Origin of the sequence: Ornithinimicrobium cavernae (genome assembly GCF_003121625.1) — a bacterium.
In the GTDB taxonomy this organism is placed as follows: Bacteria; Actinomycetota; Actinomycetes; order Actinomycetales; family Dermatophilaceae; genus Ornithinicoccus; species Ornithinicoccus cavernae.
On sequence record NZ_QDDJ01000015.1, the window covers coordinates 90,050 to 110,378 of the forward strand.

General features: G+C 72.8%; 21 protein-coding genes and 1 pseudogene. 9 read left to right on the top strand and 13 right to left on the bottom strand.

From position 1 onward, the window contains the following. Positions 1-4: 4 nt before the first annotated feature. The gene (locus DA085_RS16675; protein ID WP_237565575.1) at positions 5-598 is read left to right on the top strand and encodes a dihydrofolate reductase family protein; all 594 of its coding nucleotides are present in this window, start codon (positions 5-7) and stop codon (positions 596-598) included. 111 nt (positions 599-709) lie between these two features. Here the strand turns inward: DA085_RS16675 and DA085_RS16680 are convergent, their stop codons facing one another. From DA085_RS16680 to DA085_RS16695, 4 genes are all read right to left on the bottom strand, one after another. Next, a complete protein-coding gene (locus DA085_RS16680; protein ID WP_109474116.1) occupies positions 710-1,255 on the bottom strand; it encodes an NADPH-dependent FMN reductase in 546 nt (181 codons plus the stop codon). Positions 1,256-1,395: 140 nt separating this feature from the next. Continuing rightward, entirely contained in the window at positions 1,396-2,454 is a 1,059-nt protein-coding gene (locus tag DA085_RS16685; protein ID WP_237565576.1) for an NAD(P)/FAD-dependent oxidoreductase, read from the bottom strand. Beyond that, positions 2,444-2,974 (bottom strand): isoprenylcysteine carboxyl methyltransferase family protein, encoded by a 531-nt coding sequence (locus DA085_RS16690; RefSeq protein WP_202619288.1) that lies wholly within the window; start codon positions 2,972-2,974, stop codon positions 2,444-2,446. The genes DA085_RS16685 and DA085_RS16690 overlap by 11 nt, the downstream gene beginning before the upstream one ends. Next, entirely contained in the window at positions 2,971-4,053 is a 1,083-nt protein-coding gene (locus DA085_RS16695; protein ID WP_109474117.1) for a type III polyketide synthase, read from the bottom strand. The genes DA085_RS16690 and DA085_RS16695 overlap by 4 nt, the downstream gene beginning before the upstream one ends. 66 nt (positions 4,054-4,119) lie before the next feature. On the opposite strand from DA085_RS16695, the gene DA085_RS16700 reads away from it, so the two are divergent. Together DA085_RS16700 and DA085_RS16705 are read left to right on the top strand one after the other, a co-directional pair. Next, positions 4,120-4,917 (top strand): UbiA family prenyltransferase, encoded by a 798-nt coding sequence (locus DA085_RS16700; protein WP_237565577.1) that lies wholly within the window; start codon positions 4,120-4,122, stop codon positions 4,915-4,917. Positions 4,918-5,002: 85 nt separating this feature from the next. Further along, positions 5,003-5,257: a hypothetical protein gene (locus DA085_RS16705; protein WP_109474119.1), complete on the top strand. Its 255-nt coding sequence runs from the start codon at positions 5,003-5,005 to the stop codon at positions 5,255-5,257. A gap of 15 nt (positions 5,258-5,272) precedes the next feature. Here the strand turns inward: DA085_RS16705 and DA085_RS16710 are convergent, their stop codons facing one another. The 7 genes and pseudogenes from DA085_RS16710 to DA085_RS16745 form a co-directional block, all read right to left on the bottom strand. Next, positions 5,273-5,998: a YqjF family protein gene (locus DA085_RS16710; RefSeq protein WP_109474120.1), complete on the bottom strand. Its 726-nt coding sequence runs from the start codon at positions 5,996-5,998 to the stop codon at positions 5,273-5,275. 10 nt (positions 5,999-6,008) lie between these two features. Beyond that, on the bottom strand, positions 6,009-6,197 hold the full coding sequence (locus DA085_RS16715; RefSeq protein ID WP_109474121.1) for a hypothetical protein: 189 nt from the start codon (positions 6,195-6,197) through the stop codon (positions 6,009-6,011). A gap of 36 nt (positions 6,198-6,233) precedes the next feature. Continuing rightward, positions 6,234-8,276, bottom strand: a complete 2,043-nt coding sequence (locus DA085_RS16720) for a CocE/NonD family hydrolase (RefSeq protein WP_109474122.1) — start codon at positions 8,274-8,276, stop codon at positions 6,234-6,236. Positions 8,277-8,316: 40 nt separating this feature from the next. Further along, positions 8,317-9,603, bottom strand: a complete 1,287-nt coding sequence (locus DA085_RS16725) for an ATP-grasp domain-containing protein (RefSeq protein WP_109474123.1) — start codon at positions 9,601-9,603, stop codon at positions 8,317-8,319. A 93-nt stretch (positions 9,604-9,696) separates the two neighbouring features. After that, positions 9,697-11,103 (bottom strand): annotated as a pseudogene (locus DA085_RS21710) (DUF2254 domain-containing protein). Between the two features lie 26 nt (positions 11,104-11,129). Next, complete coding sequence (locus tag DA085_RS16740; RefSeq protein ID WP_109474126.1) at positions 11,130-11,489, bottom strand: MmcQ/YjbR family DNA-binding protein; 360 nt, start codon at positions 11,487-11,489, stop codon at positions 11,130-11,132. Between the two features lie 65 nt (positions 11,490-11,554). Further along, on the bottom strand, positions 11,555-12,151 hold the full coding sequence (locus tag DA085_RS16745) for a hypothetical protein (RefSeq protein WP_109474127.1): 597 nt from the start codon (positions 12,149-12,151) through the stop codon (positions 11,555-11,557). A gap of 130 nt (positions 12,152-12,281) precedes the next feature. Between DA085_RS16745 and DA085_RS16750 the strand changes: the two genes are divergently transcribed. The 6 genes from DA085_RS16750 (at position 12,282) to DA085_RS16775 (ending at position 18,658) form a co-directional block, all read left to right on the top strand. Further along, positions 12,282-13,262 (top strand): GlxA family transcriptional regulator, encoded by a 981-nt coding sequence (locus DA085_RS16750; RefSeq protein WP_109474128.1) that lies wholly within the window; start codon positions 12,282-12,284, stop codon positions 13,260-13,262. Between the two features lie 414 nt (positions 13,263-13,676). Beyond that, complete coding sequence (locus DA085_RS16755; protein ID WP_161958530.1) at positions 13,677-14,396, top strand: 4-hydroxy-tetrahydrodipicolinate reductase; 720 nt, start codon at positions 13,677-13,679, stop codon at positions 14,394-14,396. After that, on the top strand, positions 14,393-15,367 hold the full coding sequence (dapA, locus tag DA085_RS16760) for a 4-hydroxy-tetrahydrodipicolinate synthase (protein WP_109474130.1): 975 nt from the start codon (positions 14,393-14,395) through the stop codon (positions 15,365-15,367). The genes DA085_RS16755 and dapA overlap by 4 nt, the downstream gene beginning before the upstream one ends. Then, entirely contained in the window at positions 15,364-16,185 is an 822-nt protein-coding gene (locus DA085_RS16765; RefSeq protein ID WP_109474131.1) for a 2,3,4,5-tetrahydropyridine-2,6-dicarboxylate N-succinyltransferase, read from the top strand. The genes dapA and DA085_RS16765 overlap by 4 nt, the downstream gene beginning before the upstream one ends. After that, positions 16,182-17,309, top strand: a complete 1,128-nt coding sequence (locus tag DA085_RS16770) for a pyridoxal phosphate-dependent aminotransferase (protein WP_109474132.1) — start codon at positions 16,182-16,184, stop codon at positions 17,307-17,309. Before DA085_RS16765 ends, DA085_RS16770 begins: the two co-directional genes overlap by 4 nt. Beyond that, the gene (locus DA085_RS16775) at positions 17,306-18,658 is read left to right on the top strand and encodes a type III PLP-dependent enzyme domain-containing protein (RefSeq protein ID WP_161958531.1); all 1,353 of its coding nucleotides are present in this window, start codon (positions 17,306-17,308) and stop codon (positions 18,656-18,658) included. The genes DA085_RS16770 and DA085_RS16775 overlap by 4 nt, the downstream gene beginning before the upstream one ends. On the opposite strand, the gene DA085_RS16780 is transcribed toward DA085_RS16775, so the two are convergent. Further along, entirely contained in the window at positions 18,617-19,849 is a 1,233-nt protein-coding gene (locus DA085_RS16780) for an MFS transporter (RefSeq protein ID WP_109474134.1), read from the bottom strand. The two genes, DA085_RS16775 and DA085_RS16780, sit on opposite strands and share 42 nt — an antisense overlap. 4 nt (positions 19,850-19,853) lie before the next feature. Then, the gene (locus tag DA085_RS16785) at positions 19,854-20,318 is read right to left on the bottom strand and encodes a MaoC family dehydratase (RefSeq protein ID WP_202619289.1); all 465 of its coding nucleotides are present in this window, start codon (positions 20,316-20,318) and stop codon (positions 19,854-19,856) included. Positions 20,319-20,329 lie beyond the last annotated feature (11 nt).

The following is a 20,329-nucleotide window of genomic DNA, read 5'->3' on the forward strand; positions in this document are numbered from 1 at the left end:
ACTCGTGCAGGAACTCATGGTGGACTTCATCATCTCGCTGGACGGCTACGCCTCCGCGGACGGATGGCCCGGGTGGTGGGGGCTGGAGAGCCCCGAGTACCTGGCGTGGCTCGAGGAGCAACCCGACCTCACCTACCCGACGCTGATGGGCGCCACGACCTACCGGCTCATGTCGTCGTTCGCCGCCGGCGCGACCGGCACGGAGCAGGAGGCGGAGGCGTTGCGAAGCCTCACGGACGCCCCGAAGGTGGTCTTCTCCTCCACCCTGCAGGAGCCGCTGGAGTGGGCCAACAGCCGGCTCGTGACGGGTGACGCCGTCGAGGAGGTGCGTCGGATGAAGGCGGAGGGCGACCAGCCGCTGCACACCCTCGGCAGCGTCAGCCTCTGCCGCTCGCTGCTCAGCGCGGGCCTGGTCGACCGGTACCGGCTCGTCGTCTTCCCGGTCATCACCGGCGCGACGGGCTCGGAACGCATCTTCGACGGCTACCCGGACGTGGCCCTCGACCTCGTCGAGAGCCGCACCTTCGAGGGTGGCCTGCAGCTCCTCGACTACGTGCCCCGCGTCCTGGACGGCCCGCCCGGGAGCGGTGCAGCCTGACCGGCCGCTCAGGCCGGAGCAGGGTTCCGGCGCCACACACACGTCGAGGCGGTGGCGCACCGGGCGCCACCGCCTCGACCGGTGGGGGAAGGACTGACCGAAGTCAGTGGATCAGGCAGCGACCTTCTCGCGCACGGCGGCGACGAGCTGGTCGTAGAGGCCGCGGACGGCATCCTCCGGGGCGGCGTCAAGGACGTCGCCCTCGGGGCTGAGGTCCTCACCGAACTTCAGGCCGGGGCCGTCCAGGCGGACCGTCTGCACGCGATCCAGCACCTCGCCGAACTGCTTGACGGAGTTGGCGGCAGCGCCCCAGCCGTAGCCGATCACGCCGACCGGCAGGCCGTTCCACTCGGCGTGGAGGGAGTCGATCGCGTTCTTCACGACGGCCGGGTAGCCGGCGTTGTACTCGGGCAGCGTGATGATGAGGGCGTCGTAGCCGCGCACCTGCTCCGACCACGCGATGGTGCTGGGCAGGGTGTAGTTGCCGGTGGCCGGCAGCTCCGGCTCGGCCAGGAAGGGCAGCTCCACCGCAGCCAGGTCGATGACGTCGACCTCGGTGCCGTAGGGGGCCAGCTCGCTGACCCACTGGGCCACCTTGGGGCCGATGCGGTTCGGGCGGGAGGAGCTGACGACGATGCCGATCTTGAGAGAAGTCATGCCCAATTCAATAGGTGACCCTTCAACAATGTTCCCCGATCGGGCCCAGTGTGCGAGGCGTCACAGTGCGGTATGCCGAGGGGCCGGGTCAGACCTCCCGACCACCGGCCGCACGGGCTCGGGCAGGCGGCAGTGCGGCGTCAGTCGTGGGCCAGCGCGTTGACGGCGCGGGTGAAGAGCCACGGCTGCCGGTGGGCCGTCGCGAGCACGGCGCGGCGTCCCGGAGCGGTGCGCGTGGCCACGAGGAGACCGGAGGTCAGGACGCCACTGCGTCGGCCCACCCGTGTGGCGGCATGGGGATAGTCCTGCGGGCGACCCTCCGCGAGCGCGGTGACCGCGGCCCCGGCCTGGGCCAGCCCGACCGCGAGGCCCTCGCCGGTCAGCGCGTCGACGTAGCCGCCGGCATCGCCGACGAGCAGGACCCGTCCCGCCCGCCGCGACCGCGCCCGCTGTCGCAGCGGCCCGGCGCCCAGCACCGTTGAGGCCGGCTCGGCGGACCCCAGCCGCTCACGCAGGCCCGGGAACGCCTGGAGGCGCTCCGGCCACGAACCCCGACCAGAACCGAGCAGGGCCACGCCGACCTCGTCGTCGGCGACCGGGGTCACGTAGGCCTCGCCGACCGCCGACCAGTGCACCTCCACGAGTCCGGTCCAGGGGGCGACCCGGAAGTGGCGGCGCAGGCCGAAGCGGCGTGGGCCGCGGGGCGGCACGTCCAGATCGAGCAGGCGGCGGGTCGGTGAGTGCAGCCCGTCCGCGGCCACCACGAACCGGCCCCGGACCGCTGCGGCGGGCGACCCCTGCAGCGCCACCCGGACCCCGGCGGCGTCCTGGTCGAGCGTCGCCATCCCCCGCGGCACGACCTCGATGCCGGCCCGCTCCACGGCGGCGGTCAGCGCCGCGTGCAGCGCGGTGCGGCGCACACCGCGCCCCGGACCACCGCGGAACCGGGCCTCGACGGACCGGTGCGCCTCGGCATACCGGATGCCGGTGAACAGGTGCCCGCCGACCTGCACCCCCAGCCGCGACAGGGCGGCGACCGCGCCGGGCATCAGACCCTCGCCGCAGGCCTTGTCGATCGGGGCGGGCCGCGGCTCCAGCACCAGCGGCACGAGTCCCGCGCGCTCGGCGAGCAGCGCGGTGGCCAGCCCCACCGGTCCCCCACCGATGACCACGAGGTCGGCGTCCACCTCAGGCCCCACCCCCGCGCACCGCGCCCAGGGCGGCGTCCTCGCTCCGGATTCGCACGGTGAGCAGCCAGGCGTTGAGCACGGTGAACCCGACCGCGGTCAGCCACGCGGTGTGCACCAGGGGCAGCGCGATGCCCTCGGCGACCACCGCCACGTAGTTGGGATGGCGCAGCCACCGGTACGGCCCGCGGCTCACCAGCGGCAGACCCGGCACCACGATGACGCGCGTGCTCCACTGGCGCCCGAGCGTGACGATGCACCACCACCGCACGGCCTGTGCGAGGAGCACCACGACCAGCATCGGCACGCCCAGCCACGGCAAGAACTCCCGGCCGCCCAACCACGCCTCCGCCAGGCAGGCAGCCAGCAGCCCCGCGTGCAGCGCGACCATCGGCGGGTAGTGCCCGCGGCCGTGCTCCACGCCGCCCCGCCCGAGGGCCCAGGCCGCGTGCCGGGTCGACAGGACCAGCTCCGCGAGACGCTCGAGGGCCACCAGACCCAGCAGCACGGCATACCAGGTCAGGGAGGTCACCGGGGGCCGCCCGGCGCCCGCAGCAGGACGGTCTCCAGGCAGAAGCCGGGGCCCATGGCGAGCAGGACCCCCGCGCTCCCTGGCTCCGGTGGCGCGTCGCGGAGGGTGTCGGCGAGCACGTGCAGGACGGAGGCCGAGGACAGGTTCCCAATCCTGGCGAGCGACCGCCAGGTGACCCCCAGCGCCTCGGCGGGCACCTGCAGCGCCTCGGCCAGCGCGTCCAGGACCTTGGGCCCGCCGGGGTGGGCGACCCACCAACCGACCTGCGAGCGGTCCAGCCCGTATGCCGTGAGGAACCGGTCCACGTCGCCGCGCACCTGGGTGCGGACCAGGTCGGGCACCTCCGCGCCGAGCACGATGCGCAGGCCGGTGGCCCCCACGTCCCAGCCCATGGCGCGCTCGGTGCCCGGGTAGAGCCGGCTGCGGCTGGCACGCACCTCGACGCCCTCGGGGGCCAGCCGTTCGGCGGCCCGGTCCCCCATCATGACCACGGCGGCGGCGCCGTCGCCGAACAGGCCGCTGGCCACGAGGTTGGCCGTCGAGGTGTCGTCCCGTTGCAGGGTCAGGCTGCACAGCTCCACCGCGAGCAGCACCGCGACGCCGTCGGGGTGGCCGGCCAGCCACTCGTGGACCCGGGCGACCCCGGCGGCCCCACCGACACAGCCGAGCCCCACGACCGGGACGCGCCGGAGGTCCTCGCGCAGCGGCAGGCGAGCCATCAGCCGGGCGTCGAGGGAGGGCACGGCCAGCCCGGTGATCGTGGTGGTCATGAGCAGGTCCACATCACGGGCACGGATCCCGGCTGCGGCCAGCGCCTCCCGCACCGCCCGGGCGCCGAGGTCGGTGGCGATCTCGATGAACAGGTCGTTGGAGCGCCCGAAGTCGGCCGTCGCCTCCGCGTAGTCCTCCAGTGGGAGCGCCAGGTGCCGGTGCTCCACCCCCGCGTTGCGGTGCACCTGCTCCAGGACCGTCAGGTGCTCCGGCTCCAGTCCGACCAGCTCGGCGAGGCCCGTGGTCAGCTCCGCCTGCGCGTAGCGGTGGCCGGGGAGCACCCCGCGCACCGACGCGATCACCGACATGAGGTGAGCCTACGGAGTGCGGCCGGCGCCTGCGCCCCGTGCGTGAGGGGCCCTACGCTCACGGGTGTGAGCACCGTGCGCGGCCTGGCCCTGGCCTGCCACCCCCTGCCCTCCGCGGCGGTCACCGTCCTGGCCCTGCTGCTCGCGCTCGGCGCCGCGCCGGTCGAGGTGGCGCTCGTGGTCGGCGCGGTCCTCACCGGACAGCTCGCCATCGGCTGGCACAACGACCTACTCGACGCGGCGCGTGACCGTGCCGCGGGGCGGGCCGACAAGCCGCTCGCGCGGGGCGACGTCTCGGCGCGCACCGTGCGCGCAGCGCTCGGCGGTGCGCTCGTGCTGACGGTCCTGCTGTCGCTGGCCAGCGGCGGGTGGCTCGGTCTGGGACTGCACGTGGGGCTGGTGGTGGGGTCCGGCCTGGCCTACAACGCCGGGCTCAAGGCCACGGCCTGGTCCTGGATGCCGTATGCCGTGGCGTTCGGCACACTGCCGGCGTTCGTCTGGGCCTCGGTCGGCCGGGGCACGGCGCCGTGGTGGGTGGTCGTCGTCGGTGCGCTCCTCGGGGTCGGCGCCCACCTGCTCAACGTCCTGCCGGACCTGGAGGAGGACCTGCGCGCCGGCATACGGGGCCTGCCGCACCGGATCGGCAGCCGCGCCTCCCGCCTCCTGGCGCCGCTGCTGCTGGTCACGGCCACCCTCGTGCTCGCGGTCGCTCCCCCAGGGCCGGTGCCCGCCTGGGGGTGGGTCGCCGTGGGGGTCGCGGCGCTGCTGGCCGTCCCGGCCTGGACCGCGCGGGGGAAGGTGCCCTTCCTGGCCGCGATCGGCATCGCATTGCTCGACGTCGTCGCCCTCGTGCTCGTGGGCTGAGCGCCGCCGTCCCGGGTGCCCGCACGCCTCGCTGGCCACGGCCACCGGTGCCAGGCTGGGAGGCACTGAGACCAGGAGGTGGACCATGACAGGCACGCAGGACCAGCAGGAGCCCCAGGACCCGTCCGGGCAGGGCCGCGAGGACGACGGGCTGACCCAGCACGGCGCCGACCAGGTGAGCGAGGAGTGGGACGTGGCGGCGACCGACCCGCGGCCCACGGGCGCCGGCGCGGGCGAGACCCCGGAGGCCGCCGCGGAGGGCACCGGTGGGCGGGACGGCAACCTCGCCGGGCCGAGCCGTTTCCACGGTGAGGAGGACGTCGCCACCGAGGACGGGTAGCGACGCGGCGCGGGATCACGCCGGGCGCAGCGGGCCGAGTCGCGCGTGCACCACGGGGGCGGCATGGACAATCGGCGGCCCCTCCGGCACCGGCAGGCCGGCCAGGAGCAGCGGCGCGACGAGGTCACCGGTGACCGTCGCCGTGTGCAGCGGCCACGGCTCGTGGTGCACGGGGGTCCGCCAGAGGATGCGCGCCCTGCGGTGGAACGCCCACCAGCGCCCGGTGAGGCTGTCCACGAGCTGCGTGCGGTCCGCCTCGGGCAACGGGGCGCCGACCTCCACGTGCGCCCGGAACCAGTCGTCGGCCGGCGGGTGGACCTGGGCCGGCTCGCCGAAGCGGTAGTCCCAGCTGCTCCCGGTGGCCTCGACCCGGCAGTCCGACCGCACGTAGGGAAGGCCGATGGAGCCCAGCGCCGCCTGGAAGCTGACGCGCGGGACGAGCATGGTGAGGAACCAGATGCCGTCGCGGCCGTCGTCCGCGCGGACGTAGCTGCGGACGTTGAGCTCGCCGAAGGCGTCCCAGCCCGGTGGTGGCGGCAGCCCGGGCGGGCGCACCCTGGCCATCTCGAACGGGGTGATGCCCACCCAGGTGACCCCCTCCCACTCCTGGACCCGCAGCCGGTCCGGCACGAGCTGCTGGACGGTCGCCACGGCATACGGCCAGTGCAGGAAGGTCAGGTGCCGCCAGGTCTGCAGGTTGGCGGGAAGGCGGACCTGGTGAGGAGGATGCCGGCCGCTCACGGGCCCGGCCTCAGTCCGGCTGGTCGGTGCGGCCGGGGCTGAACACGTCGGCGTGCCCCTCGGTCTCGTCCTCGGGCAGCACGTCCTCGCCGGTGTCGTCGTCGGGGTCCTCGCCGTGGACGCTCATCGTCCCGTGGGGCTTCGCCGCCCGCGCGAACCGGTCACCGAGGTCCGCGCCCTCCGGATCCTGTGTGCTCATCGTGTCCTCCTGTGTGGTGTCGTGCCCGGTCCCGTGTCAGACCAGGTCCCTGGGGATGGTGCGGTCCCAGCTCTGGGACCAGACCCGTGGGTTGCCGCGCTCCTCGAGGAGCTCGTAGGCGTCCAGCTGGGCCGTGATGAAGAACGACTCGGGGTCGGACGTCAGGACCGTCCTGGTGTGGACCTCGGTGCGCCAGTCGTCGCGCTCGTAGCGGCGCACGGTGCGGGTCTCGCCGCGGACGGAGTTCACGTCGTTCCAGCGGAAGCTGTACCACTCCCTGGTGTCCCGGTGGATCGCGGTCCCGGTCTCCTCGATGCGGAACGTGCCCTGGTCGTTGACGATCTCCAGCGTCGACACGTCGGTGGCCAGGTCGCGGGTGACCTTCCAGCTGTGCTCGCCGGTGGCCAGCGGCGTCACCTCCAGGTCCGGCGCGCCCTCCGGTGCGCCGAGATCCGGCAGGTCCCCGTCCTCGGGGCGGGGGGCCCGCACGGGCAGTGTGAGGAAGCTGGAGCGGCCCGTCAGCACGGTCACCGTGGCCTGCTCCGGCGCCGGCCAGACCAGCGGCCAGTAGGACGTGGAGACCGACACCCGCAACCGGTGCCCCGTAGGGAACGAGTGGGCGGTGCCGTTGAGCTGCACCGACACGTCATACCGCTCCCCCGGCTCCAGCGGCTGCGGGTCCTCGCTGCCGTCCCGGTGGGTGAGGTTGAGCACCCCGTAGGTGACGCGCGTGGCCTCTCCCGTCGTCCCCACGTCGCTGAGCCGCACGGCCAGCTGGGCGACCGGCCGGTCCGCCGACACCCGGGCGGTGAAGGTCGGCAGCCCGAAGATCTCCAGCGGCTCCTCGAGCGGCTCGCTCTCGAACACCAGCGCCCCGCCGTCCTCCTCCCGCTGGTCGTAGGGCAGGTCGGGGACGGCGGAGTAGGACGCCCACTTGCCCGCGAACATGCCGACGCTGAGCGGCGAGCGCAGCTCCACCGCCCGGTCGGGCAGGGCGGGGTCGGCCGGGTCACGGAGCCCGTGCTCGGAGGCCACCAGGGTGCGCTCGGTGAGGTTGTCGCTGGGCCAGGACGGCTCCCCGATCCACCGGCCGGGACGGTGCTCGTAGGCCGCGCTCGGTGGCACGGAGTCCTGCATCCACGCCAGGATCATCGGCTCCTCCTCGACCCCTGTGTCCTGGCCCTTCAGCCAGTGGTCCCACCAGCGCACCACCTGCTGCAGGAAGCCGATCGCCGGCCCGGGGACCCCCAGGTGCGGGTAGCGGTGACCCCACGGCCCGATCAGTCCCTTCCGCGGGACGTCGAGGTGCTCCATCAGCCGGAAGATGGCGTTGGTGTAGCCGTCGGCCCAGCCACCCACGGCCATCACCGGCACGGTGATGGCCGAGTAGTCCTCCCGGACCGAGGCGGGTTTCCAGTAGTCGTCGCGGCGCTGGTGGCGCAGCCAGGTGTCGAGCCACAGGCCGCTGCCCTCGAGCCGCTCGCGCCACAGGTCGCGCCAGCGGGCTCCGACGATGGCCGGGTCGGGCGGGAGGCTGTTGAAAGCGAACATCACGGTCGCCTCCGACATGTTGTCCGCCAGCAGGCAGCCACCCATGTAGTGCATGTTGTCGACGTAGAGGTCCTCGGTGGCCGAGGCGCTGATGACCGCACGCAGTGCCGGTGGCTGGCGGGCCGCGAGCTGCAGGGCGTTGAAGCCGCCCCACGAGATGCCCATCATCCCGACCGCGCCGTCGCACCAGGACTGGCGGGAGAGCCAGTCGATGACGTCCTCGGCGTCCTCGTGCTCCTGCGGGCGGTACTCGTCGGTCATCACGCCGTCGGAGTCACCGCTGCCCCGCAGGTCCACCCGGACACAGGCATAGCCGTGCCCAGCGATATAGGGGTGGTTGACGGCGTCGCGGCTGCGGGTGCTGTCCCGTTTGCGGTAGGGGATGTACTCCAGGACCGCAGGCACCGGGTGCTCGTCCGCGTCCACCGGCCGCCAGACCCGCGCGGCGACCCGGTGGCCGTCCCGGAGCGGGATGAAGATGTTCTCCACCGCCTCGATCGCGTGCGGGAAGTCGGTCACGGTCTGCATCCGCTGCTCTCCTCCTGTCCAGCCGGTGGTCCGCCGGTCCTCACGGTGCCGGGTCGAACGCGATGGGCAGCATGGCGACCACCTCGTCGTAGCGCTGCTGCAGCTCGTCGCGGTCGTGTGCCCCCAGGTAGACGTTGCCCCAGAGGTAGCGGTACGAGTCCTGGTGCGGCAGCTCGGAGAGCTGGTCGCCCTCCTGCACCACGAGCGTCACGCGCGCGCCCGGGAAGCGCCGGGCTACCGCCTCCTTGTCCTGCGCTGACGGCACGCGCCGGACGATGCCGTCGCGGTCGTGGAAGATCGCGCACTTGGCGGCCACGGCATACGGTCCCTCGCGGTGTGGCATCCGCGGCTCCCGGCCGAGCGCGATGTCGATCACCACCTCGTGGTTGGAGGCACCGTCGACCAGGATGAACAGCTCGCTGTGCGACTGGGAGATGCGCGTGTTGACCTCGATGAGCCAGAGCCGGTCGGCGTCGGGGTCCCACATGAACTCGACGTTGCACGCGCCGTTGTCGAAGCCGACGTGCTCCAGGAGCCGGCGTGAGACCTCGACCATCCGGTCCTGCACATCCCCTGGGACGCTGGCGCCCGGGTAGTCGATCCGGGTGATGCTCGTCCCGTCCTCGTCCTTGTGCATGTCGATGAGGCCGTGGGCGTGGAAGGCACCCTGGTAGACACTCGCCTCCGGGGCCGCCTGGATGCCGGTGACGATCTGCTCGGCCAGGCAGCTGTTGCCGCCCACGCTGCCGACCTCCTCCGGCACCGTGACCCGCGCCAGGGCCTGGTCGAATGCGTCACCGACCTCACCGATCTCGTCCCGGATCTGCTCCACGGCACGGGCCAGCTCGTCCTCGTCGTGGATGGCGAAGCCGAGCTCGGAGGAGTGCGCCTTGACCGGCTTGACCCAGAACGGGAAGTCCAGCGCGATCTGTGCCCGGACGTCGTCGGCGAACGGGTCGAACGGGCAGAACGCGGGGACGACGTCCGGCACGACCTCCCGCTGGGCCAGGCGGCTCCAGTACTTGTGCTCGCAGGCGAGCAGACTCTCCAGGGTCGGGGCCGGCAGGTCCCGCTCGGCGGACAGGATGGGGCCGATGACCGAGCTGGGGAAGTCCCAGTGGCAGACGATCGCGTCGACCGACCCGGGGAAGGTGTCCAGCTGGTGTCGCGCCCGGTCGAGTAGCACCTCGAGGTCGTAGTCGGTGTCCTGGACCAGCTGCTCGTAGTCGAGCAGCCCGTGGAACCGGCAGTCCTCGGCACTGCGCGTCGTCTCCAGCTCCTGGCGCTGGAGGTCGGTCATCCCGAGGACGAAGATGTTCCTGGTCACGTCTCACTCCAGCCTGCCGAGGTCGGGCCCTGTGCTCACGGTCCTGCCAGTATCAGCAGACGGCGAAACGGCCCGCAATCGCGAGGCGACCCCCTAGTCCCGGGTCTCCTTGACGGTGTGTGCCGCCACACCGGCCCAGTGGTCGAGGACGTTGGCGTGCTCGGGCACGGCGACCGGCCGCAGCCGCTCGATGAGGGAGAGGACCTGCCGCGGGATCTGGACGGAGTCCCTCCCGTGGTGCAGTAGCTCCTCCAGCGCCAGGTCGATGAGGTCGCAGATGTGCTGTGGCCGGTGCACCAGCCGGACCGCGCCACCGTGCCGCACTGCCCTGGGCAGGTCACGCCGGGTGACCAGCAGCGCGAGCACCCGGTGCAGCTCGTCGGTGACCTGGCTGGCGGTCGTCGGGTCGTTGATCGCCGGGCTGAGGGCCCGCTCGGCGATGTCGACGAGCTTGCGCACGCCGAAGGACGGATCCTGGTGGAAGGCGCGGCACTGCTCCACGACGATCATCCGGCGGACAAGCCCCAGCTCGAAGGGCCGCACCCACTCCTGCTCGTCCTGGTGCTCGCTCAGCGTGATCTCCTGCTGCGGCAGCGGCAGACCCCAGATCCGCACCAGGGGCGCACCCTCGGTGACATAGCGCCCCACCGGGATGAGCACCTCGACCACCGCCCCGTGCTGCGTCGCCCACTCCACCAGCGTGCGGTGGCCCACCTCCACGACGTAGCCGTGCCGACGGGACGTCAGCTCCAGCAGGGTCGTGGCCGCCGGCGGTCCTCAGTCCGCGTCGCGGTGCAGTGCCGGAGGACTGTCGGCCCTCGGAAAGTACTTGTCGCTCACCCGCATCGCCCGGTCGCCGAGCTGGGACACGATCGAGAAGACCTGGATCGACGTCGTGATGTGCTGGATGAACAGCAGGAAGGTCCCCACGCTGGCGAGCACCAGCCCGAAGGCGACGGTGATCGAGATCTGGGGGACGAAGGAGGCCTCACCCGAGGCGCCCTGGACGGCACGCAGCACGGTGAGGGCATAGGCGAAGGTCGCGGCGAACACACCGATGGTGGTCTGGGTGATCCGGCTGGAGAGGAAGTCGCTGAGGAGGCGGGGGCTGAACTGGCTGCTCGCCAGCTGCACCACCACCATCGTGATGGTGAAGACCAGACCGGTGACCGAGATCATCGCCCCGGCGATGGTGCTCAGCATGCTGCGGGCGCCGTCGGCGCCTCCCTGGAAGACGTGCGGCAGCTGATCGGCGACGGTCTCCTCCCACTCGGGCAGGAGCGCACCGACCAGTGTGGCCGTGACGACGATGACGGTCGGCAGCACCCAGAACGGACGCCAGAGGCGGCTCCACCGGCTGCTGCGTCGCATCTGCGGCAGCACGCCGACCAGGTCGACATCCTCGATGTCGTCGACCTCTGCCGCCACGGAGCCGTCAGGGGGTCTCGTCCATGATCGTCCCACCCTGCCAGGCCAGATCGGGCCGTGCACGGAGGACATGGGCCAGTCAGCCCATCGGACCGCCCTCAGCCCGGGCCGTCGGGGTGGGCGGCCTCCCACGCGCGGACCAGCTTCTGCGGCACGCACATCGCCCAGGCCTCGACGACGAACTCACGCGCCTCCAGGGGGTCGAGGCGGTCCAGGCGGGCGCCCACCCAGTTGAAGCGGAGGTCGCTGGGCGCGGGCATCAGGAAGGTGTCCGGGTCGCTGGCTACCAGTCCGTCCCGGTGCTCCTTCGGGAAGCCGAACTCGATGATCTCCTCGTCCAGGGAGAAGGCCACGAAGACGATCGAGCCGACGCGGAACTTCCGGCGCCCGCGCACGAAGACCTCATAGGCCCGCTCGAGCGTGAGCGCGACCGCGCGGACGTCCTCCACATCAGCCATCGGCCTGCCGTCCCACCATGTGCCCCAGTGAACCGCACCGCCGCGTCGGGTGACCAGCGAGACGCTCAGCCGGTCACGGCGAGCGCGAGGCAGAGGCCGCCCATGGCGACGTCCAGGCCGATGCACCACACGGCGAGGGAGCGGTTGACGACCACGTCGCGCCGGTAGTGCCACACGTCCCAGAGGGCGTGGGCCGCGAGCGCGAGGCCGGCCACGGCGAGCCCGAGCCGCGGCGAGAGGGACAGCGCCACGACGGCGACGCCGAAGTAACCGAGCATGGCCACGGCCTGGACCGCCGTGATCCGTCCGGCACCGGTGAGGGTCCCGACCAGCAGCAGGACCACACCAGCGAGCGCGAACAGCACCCACCACGGGAGGGTCACCAGGAACCCGGCGAAAGCGAGGGCGCTGAAGACCGGGACACCGAGCCACGAGACCCACCGGGTGCGCGTGGCGGCGGCCCCCAGGTAGCACAGGGCCGCCACGCCGACCGACGTCGCGGGCGTCATCGCGGTGGTCCCCGCCGTGAGGCCCTCGCCCTCCAGGGCCGCGAGGCCATAGGTCATGCCGACGGCGCTGAGCACGCCGAGCGCGATCCAGACGGTCAGGAAGGTGCTGGTGCCGACCCGCGGCACGGGGGCGGTGAGGGTGGTGGTCGTCATGAGGGTTCCCTTCTGCGGGACGGGTGGTCTCCCTCGACGATGCCGCGGCGGCTCGCGCTCCGGACCGCGATGGCCGGAATCCTGGGAAATCCGTCCGCCCGGACACCGCTCGTGCTGCCATGCTGAGGGCATGGCGGCTTCGGAGGTGCTCGTCCTCGGCTACGACGGCGCAGAGCTGGTCGACATCGCGAGCGTCACCTCGGCGCTGGCCCTCGCCAACCGGCTGGGGGCCAGGCCTCGGTATGCCGTGCGGCTGGCCACCCTCGGAGGTCGCGACATCCTGTGCGACTCGGGGCAGCGCCTCCGCGCCCAGTGCGACCTGGCGGACGTGGCGTCGGTGGACACGCTCGTCGTCTCCGGGGGTCTGGGGCACGACCCGGCCAGCCGCAACGGCCAGCTGGTCGGGCACGTCCGTAGGCTCGCGGGCACTGCCCGGAGGGTGGCCTCGGTCTGCACCGGCACCACGGTGCTGGCGGCGGCCGGACTGCTGGACGGCCGTCGGGCGACGACGCACTGGTTCTACGCCGCCGACCTGGCCCGGAGGTTCCCGCGTGTGCGGGTCGACTCCACGCCCGTCTACATCCGCGAGGGCCGCTACGCCACGTCCGGCGGCGTCACCGCCTCCCTGGACCTGACCCTCGCGTTCATCGAGGAGGACCACACGGCCGAGCTCGCCCGCTGGGTCGCCATGGGGATGGTCACCTACCTGCAGCGGCCCGGCAACCAGGCCCAGATGAGCATCTTCACCGAGGCGCCGCACCCGGACCACGCGGTGGTCCGTCAGGTGCTCGACCACGCGCTGGCCCACCCGGACGACGACCTGCGCACCAGCACCCTGGCGCACCTCGCCGGGGTGAGCAGCAGGCAGCTGACCCGGCTCTTCCAGGAGCACCTGCACGCCCCGCCCGCGGCCGCCGTGCGACGCATCCGCCTGGAGCTCGCCGCCCGCCTGATCGCCTCCACGGACCTGACCAGCGCCCAGGTCGCCCGCCGCTGCGGCTTCAGCTCTGCCGAGACCCTCCGGCAGGCGTTCACGACCCGCTACGGCACCAGCCCCCGCGCCTTCCGGAGCACCCACGCCCGGTCGACCGTCGCGTCCCGGCCCGCCTGACGGCGACACACGCCGATGTCGTCTTGGAGCCGCAAAGCGTTCTTCGAGCCGGCTATTACACGCTCTCAGAACGATGCGCGGCTCCAAGACGACGTCCGCACCGCCGACACGGTCGTATCCGACCTTGCCGCACTGAGCGTGGTCGCACGCCACGGCCGCGAGGCGCTCCTGTGCACAGGACGTGCCGAGCGACGTCGATCGCGCAGGTTCGCCGGGCCAGCTGTGCAATCCTCGCTCTTTCTCGCCAGTCCCGCTGGACCGGTCCGAACTTTCGGCGATCCTGGAGCAACGAACCGGGCCTACCCGCCGGTCCACCGGACATTTTCCGGCGAGAGCCCCCTTCGACCGGAAACCCTTGTTGACCTGCGGTTTTAGTGGTTTTCGAGCCCGCACGGGTGCCTCATACTCGTTCCTGTGCCGCTGCAGATCGGGATCTTCGGACGGGGCCGCCTCGGCTCCGCGATCGCCGCTGCCGCCGAGCGGGCCGACGACCTCGAGGTGGCCTGGCAGGTCGGCCGGGAGGCACAGGACCTCTCCCCCGTCGACGTGGCCCTCGAGGTGAGCCACGGCGACGCCGTCGCGGACCGCCTCGAGTGGGCCCGGGCGACCGGCACGGCCCTGGTCATCGGCACCACCGGCTGGGACCCGGCCCTCGCCCGGGTGAGCGGCGGGGAGAGCCCGGCGAACGGCATACTCATCGCCCCGAACTTCTCCCTCACCGTCGCCCTCATGCGGCGCATCGCCCTGGCCCTCGGGGGCTACGCGCAGCTGCAGGACGCCGACCTGGCCGTCAGCGAGGTCCACCACACCCGCAAGGTCGACGCCCCCAGCGGCACCGCGCTCCTGCTCCGCGACGCACTCGCCCGGGGTGCGGGCCGCGAGGCCGACAGTGTCCAGACCGCCAGCCTGCGCCTCGGGGACGTCGTCGGGCGGCACGACGTGCACCTGACCAGCGCCGCCGAGTCGATCACCCTCACGCACGAGGCGCACAACCGGGAGATCTACGGCCTGGGCGCCCTGACCGCGGTGCGCTGGCTGCACGGCCGCCGCGGCACCTTCACCTTCGACGACCTCGCCGCAGAGGTCCTCGACCCACTGTTCCAACCCACACCCACACAGAAGGAGGAACCATGAGCGGTGCACAGTTCACCGGCCTCGGCGTCGCGCTCGCGACCCCGTTCACCACAGGGACGGAGGGGTCCGCGAAGCCCCTTGCCACAGGAGGTTCCTCCCGCAAGCGGCCCGCCGTGGACCTCACGGCGTTCCGGTCCCTGGTCGAGCACGTCGTCGCCGGCGGCACCGACTTCCTGGTGGTCCTCGGGTCCACCGGAGAGGCCGCGACGGTCGATGAGCAGGAGCGCGCCGCGCTGATCGAGACGGCCCGGTCGGCCGCCCCGGGTGTGCCGCTGGTCGTGGGCACCGGGCACAACAACACGGAGTATGCCGTGGAGCTGGCCCGCGATGCCGTCGCCTCGGGAGCAGACGGGCTGCTCGTGGTCACCCCCTACTACAACAAGCCGCAGCCGGCCGGGATCGTGGCGCACTTCCGCGCGATCGCCGAGGAGCTGCCGGGCGTCCCGGTCATCGCCTACAACGTGCCCGGCCGCACCGGGTCCAACCTCGCCCCGGAGACGCTGCGCGAGCTGTGGGCGATCCCGGAGGTCGTGGCCGTCAAGGAGTCCTCCGGCGACCTGCGCCAGATCGCCCAGGTCTGTCAGGAGGCGCCGACGGGGAAGACCGTCCTCGCCGGCGACGACGACCTGGCCCTGCCGGCGATCGCCGTCGGCGCGACCGGCCTGATCTCGGTGTGCGGCAACGTCGCCCCCGCCCAGACCTCCGCCCTCGTGCGGGCCGCCGTGGCCGGCGACCTGACCCTCGCGCGCGGGCTCAACACCGAGCTGGCGCCGCTGATGTCGGCGCTGTTCTCCGAGTCCAACCCGGTGCCGCTCAAGGCCGCCCTGGCGTGCCTGGGCCTGGCCACCGGCATGGTGCGCTCGCCGCTCGCGCCGGCTGCCCCCGACACCTGGGCCCGCATCCAGTCGGCGCTGTCCGGCCTGGGTCTGGGCACCCGCCACCGCACCGCGGAGCTGGAGGTGGCCTCATGACGACGGTGACCACGGACCTGCAGGACTACCTCAGCACCCCTGTCGCCCAGCTGCGGGAGGACCCGGCCTCGGCCGAGCGCCTCGGCGAGTTCCTCGACGCGCTCGAGGCCGGCGAGGTGCGCGCCGCCGAGCGCGACAGCGACGGCACCTGGCGCGCCAACACCTGGGTGAAGTCCGGCATCCTGGTGGCCTTCGCGCTCAGCGAGACCGTCACCCTGCCCGGGTGGCCGGGCGGCGCGGTCGACAAGTCGCTGGTCCCGCCGCGGCAGATCGACCCGGCCCACGGCATACGGCTGGTCCCCGGCGGCACCTCGGTGCGCCGCGGTGCCGGCCTCGCGGCGGGCACCGTCGTGATGCCGCCCAGCTATCTCAACACCGGCGCCTGGGTCGGGGCCGGCTCCATGGTCGACAGCCACGTGCTGGTCGGGTCCTGCGCGCAGGTCGGTGAGCGGGTCCACCTGTCCACCGCGGTGCAGCTCGGCGGCGTGCTCGAGCCGGTCGGCGCCACCCCGGTGGTCGTCGAGGACGACGCGTTCATCGGTGCGCAGTGCGGGCTCTACGAGGGGGTCGTGGTCCGCGAGCGCGCGGTGCTGGCCCCCGGCGTGACCCTCACCTCCCGCACGGTGATCTACGACCTGGTCAACGGCCGCGAGGTGCAGGGCGAGGTCCCGGCCGGCGCCGTCGTGGTGCCGGGGTCGCGTCCCGCCCGGGGGGAGTATGCCGAGCGGCTGGGTCTGTCCCTCTACGCGCCGGTCATCGTGAAGTACCGGGACGGCTCGACCGACGCCTCCACCGTCCTGGAAGAGGCGTTGCGGTGAGCGTCGCGACCCGGGTCACCTCGCTGTCGCCGTCGCTGATCCGCGCGATGTCCGTGGGCGCGCCGCCGGAGGCCATCGACCTCGGTCTCGGCGTGCCCGGCTGGGCGCTGCCGGAGCCGGCCGGCCGGGCACTGGCCGAGTGCGCCGGCCGGGAGGAGCCGCTCGGCTACGGCCCCAACGGCGGTGCCCCCGAGCTGGTCTCGGCGATCGCGGACTACCACCTGCTCGCGGACGACGACGGCGCCGACCAGGTCATGGTGACCGCCGGCAGCCAGGCGGCGCTGACCGCGCTGTTCCTGGCCCACGTCTCCCCCGGTCAGCTCGTGCTGGTCCCCGATCCCGGCTTCCCGGCCTACGCCACGCTGGCCCGGCTCGCCGGCGCGGTCCCGGTGCCCTACCGGCTCGGCCCGCGCGGCGACCTGGACGCGGAGGCGTTCACGCAGGCGCTGGACTCCGGTGACGTGGCGCTCGCCGTGCTCAACCACCCCGGCAACCCGACCGGTGGCGGGGCCTCGCTGGATGCCCTGGCCACGGTGGCGTCGGCGTGCCGCGCGGCCGGTGCCGTGCTCGTTTCCGACGAGGTCTACCGCGAGGTCTACCTCGGTCGGCGGCCCGCCTCGCTGCGCGACGTGACCGACAGCGGTGTGGTCGTGTCGTCGGTGAGCAAGGGCTGGGCGGCTCCCGGGCTGCGCGTCGGTTGGGCGGTCGGCGACCCCGGCCTGCTGCAGCCGGCCCGCCTGGTGCACAACGCCATGACGACCAGCGCCGCGCGCCCCAGCCAGCTGGCGGCGACCGCGCTGCTGCGCTCCTCCGAGCAGGTGCTGCGCCAGACGCGGCGCGAGCTGATCCAGCGCTGGTCGATCGCCCAGACCGGGCCCGCGGCCGTGCGGCCGGTGGCGACGCCGGCCGGTGGCTTCTATGCGTGGATCCCGGTGCCGGAGTGGGAGGCCCACGACACCTTCGGCTTCTGCCGGCGGGTGCGCGACGAGGGCCACGTGATCGTGGTCCCCGGCACCGCCTTCGGTGCCGCCGGCGAGGGCTACGTGCGGGTCTCCTGCGGTGGCGACCCCCGGCTGCTGGCCCAGGGCCTGTCGCGGATGGCCCCGTTCTGGGAGGCCTCGTGAGCGCGCCGGTGAGCCTGTCCACGGCCGGTGCGGCTCCGGTGGGGCACGCGGAGACGACTCCGGCGGCGGCCCACGACGACCGCCACCTGTTCGCGCTCTCGGACTCGGCGGCCCTCCTGGTGGCCGAGACGGCGTCGACCCCCTGCTTCGCCTACCGCCTCGACGTCGCGCGGGAGCGCTTCCTGGCGCTGCGGTCGGCCCTGCCGGAGCGGGTCCACCTCGCCTATGCCGTGAAGTCCAACCCCGGTCCCCCGCTGCTGGCCGAGCTGGCCGGCCTGGGCGCCTGGTTCGACTGCGCCTCGGCGGGTGAGGTGGCCGCGGTCGGCCTCGCCCGCGACGAGGTGACCGATGCGGTCTCCGGGCGCATGGTCTTCGCCGGACCGGCCAAGTCCGAGGCCGACCTGCGGGCCGCGCTGGCCGCCGGGGCCCGGATCCAGGTCGACGGCATCGAGGACGTGCAGCGCCTCGCGGACTGGTACCACGGCCCCGGCTCCCTCGACGTCAACGTGCGCGTCCACCCGCTCGGCGGCATCAGCGAGACGGCGTCGATCATCGGTGGGTCCGGCCCGTCGGCGTTCGGCGTGGACGAGGAGGACCTGGCCGACTTCGTCGCCGCGTGCGCGGAGTACCCGTCCGTGCGGCTGGCCGGTCTGCAGGTCTTCTCGGCCAGCAACGAGCTCGACGCGCAGTCCCTGCTCGCCAACCACCGCACCGCACTCGCGATCGGCGAGCGCCTGCAGCGGCTGCTCGGCCGTCCGCTGGACCTCATCGACCTCGGCGGTGGTCTCGGCATCCCGTATGCCGTGGGGTCACCCGAGCTGGACATCGTCGCCCTGGGCGCGGGGCTGGCTGAGCTGCTGGAGGCCAACGCGTGGTTCACCGGCAACGTCGTGCTGGAGCCGGGCCGCTGGCTGTCCGGACCGACCGGGGTCTACGTGACCCGCGTGGTCCGGGTCAAGGAGAGCCGCAGCACGACCTTCGCGGTCCTGGAGGGCGGCATCAACCACCTGCTGCGCCCCCTGATGACCGGGCAGTCCTTCCCCGTCCGGGCCGTGTCGGCACGACGTGACCTGGCCACCATCGACTGGACCGACGACAGCGGTGCCGCGGACGACCCGGGCGAGCGCGCGACATACACGCTCGCCGGGCCGCTGTGCACCTCGCTGGACCGGGTCGGCACGGCCGAGCTGGCACCGCTGCAACCCGGTGACCTGCTGGTCTTCGGCCAGGCCGGCGCCTACGGGTTCACCCAGGCGATGACCAACTTCCTGAGCCACCCGGTGCCCGAGCAGCTCTGGCTGGGTGGGTCAGCGGCGAGCGTTGACGGGCTCGTGCTCGGTCCCCGCTAGCGAGGTCCGGAGCCTCCGCATCGCGAGGATGCCGAGCATGGGTCCGAGGGCCAGGAGGGTGAACGTCGGCCCCCAGCCCACCCTGTCGGACACGAGCGGGACCAGCCACACGATGGGGATGGTGACGATGTAGCCGAGCGCCAGCTGCAGCGTGAGCACGCTGCCGACGAGTCGCTGGTCCGCCACGTGGGTGATGAGGGCGGAGAACTGCGGGGAGTCGGGGATGATCCAGAAACCCCACACGAGAGCCACGACGACCACGAGCCACACGGGGCCATCGGCGAGCCAGCCGATGACCAGGGCGCAGGCGCCGGAGATCCACATCGACAGGATCGCGACCCTGGCACTCCCCAAACGTTCGGCCATCCGGCCCCCGACCAGGCACCCGAGGGCGCCGATCCCGATCACCAGGAAGGTGACCAGGCTGCCGACCCACGCGGGCACCGACCCGTGGCCGGACAGGACGTGGGCGAAGAAGACGGCGAACCACGACCACATGGCATAGAGCTCCCACATGTGACCGAAATAGCCCAACGAGGTCAACAGGACCCGCGGCCTGGAGAAGGCTCGCGCGGCTGCGCCGAGGCGGAACGGGCCGCTCGCCGGGAACGGGTGCGGGCCGTCGCGCACGATGCCGATCGCCACGACACCACTGACAGCGCTGAGCACGCTGGTCCCGATGACCACGAAGGTCCAGTCGAGCCCTCCGACAGCCGCCACCAGGTGGGGCGCCGCGGACCCGAGCGTGAGGGCCCCGATGAGCACTGCCACGGCGGTCGCCCTCGAGTGGGGGAACCACGTCGAGATCGCCTTCATGCCCGGCGGGTACACCCCGGCGAGGCAGACACCGGTGAGGATGCGGGCCGCGATGACCTGCCAGCCTGCGCCCACGAACAGCAGCGACAGGTTGACGGCTCCGGCACCGATCGCTCCCATGGCGATGAGCTGCCGCGGTCCGATGCGGTCCGCGGTGCTGGTGAGAGCGAGGGCCAGGGCACCGATGACGAACCCGAACTGGACCCCGATGGTGAGCCAGGCGACCTGGGAGGACCCGAGGTCGAACTCTGCGGTCAGCTGCGGGACGACGGCACCGGCGGAGAACCAGGTGGCCATGCCGAGCAGCATGGCCACCCCCAGGGCGGCCAGTGCCCTCCAGGCGCCCCGCGGGACGGTGGCTGGACCCTCCGGCATCCGCTCAGTCGAGATCTGCGGTGTAGGTGACAGCCTCTCCCTCAATGCAGATCTCACCCTCACTGTTGGTCACGGTGGTCCTCAGCTCGCAGATGGGCTTGTCGGCGCGGACGCGCTCCACCACGACGGTCGCCGTCATCTCCTCGCCGAAGTAGGTCGGCTTACGAAACGACCACCGGGTCGCGAGGAAGACACTGCCGGGCCCGGGGAGCTTCTCCGCGACGACGGCGTTCAGGAGTCCCGACGTCACTCCCCCCTGCGTGATCAGCCCGCCGAAACGGGATGCCTGTGCCGCCTGCTCGTCGTTGTGGAGCGGGTTGCGGTCCCCGGTGATCTCGCTGAACAGCTCGACCTCTCGGGCCCCTAAGGTCTTGCTGATGCTCGCGGTGGCTCCCACCTCCGGCCTTCCGAAGCGGGTCCCTTGCCAGCCGTCCATCGTCGTCTCCCTCGCCTGATCCGTACTCGTCATGACTCTGGTTC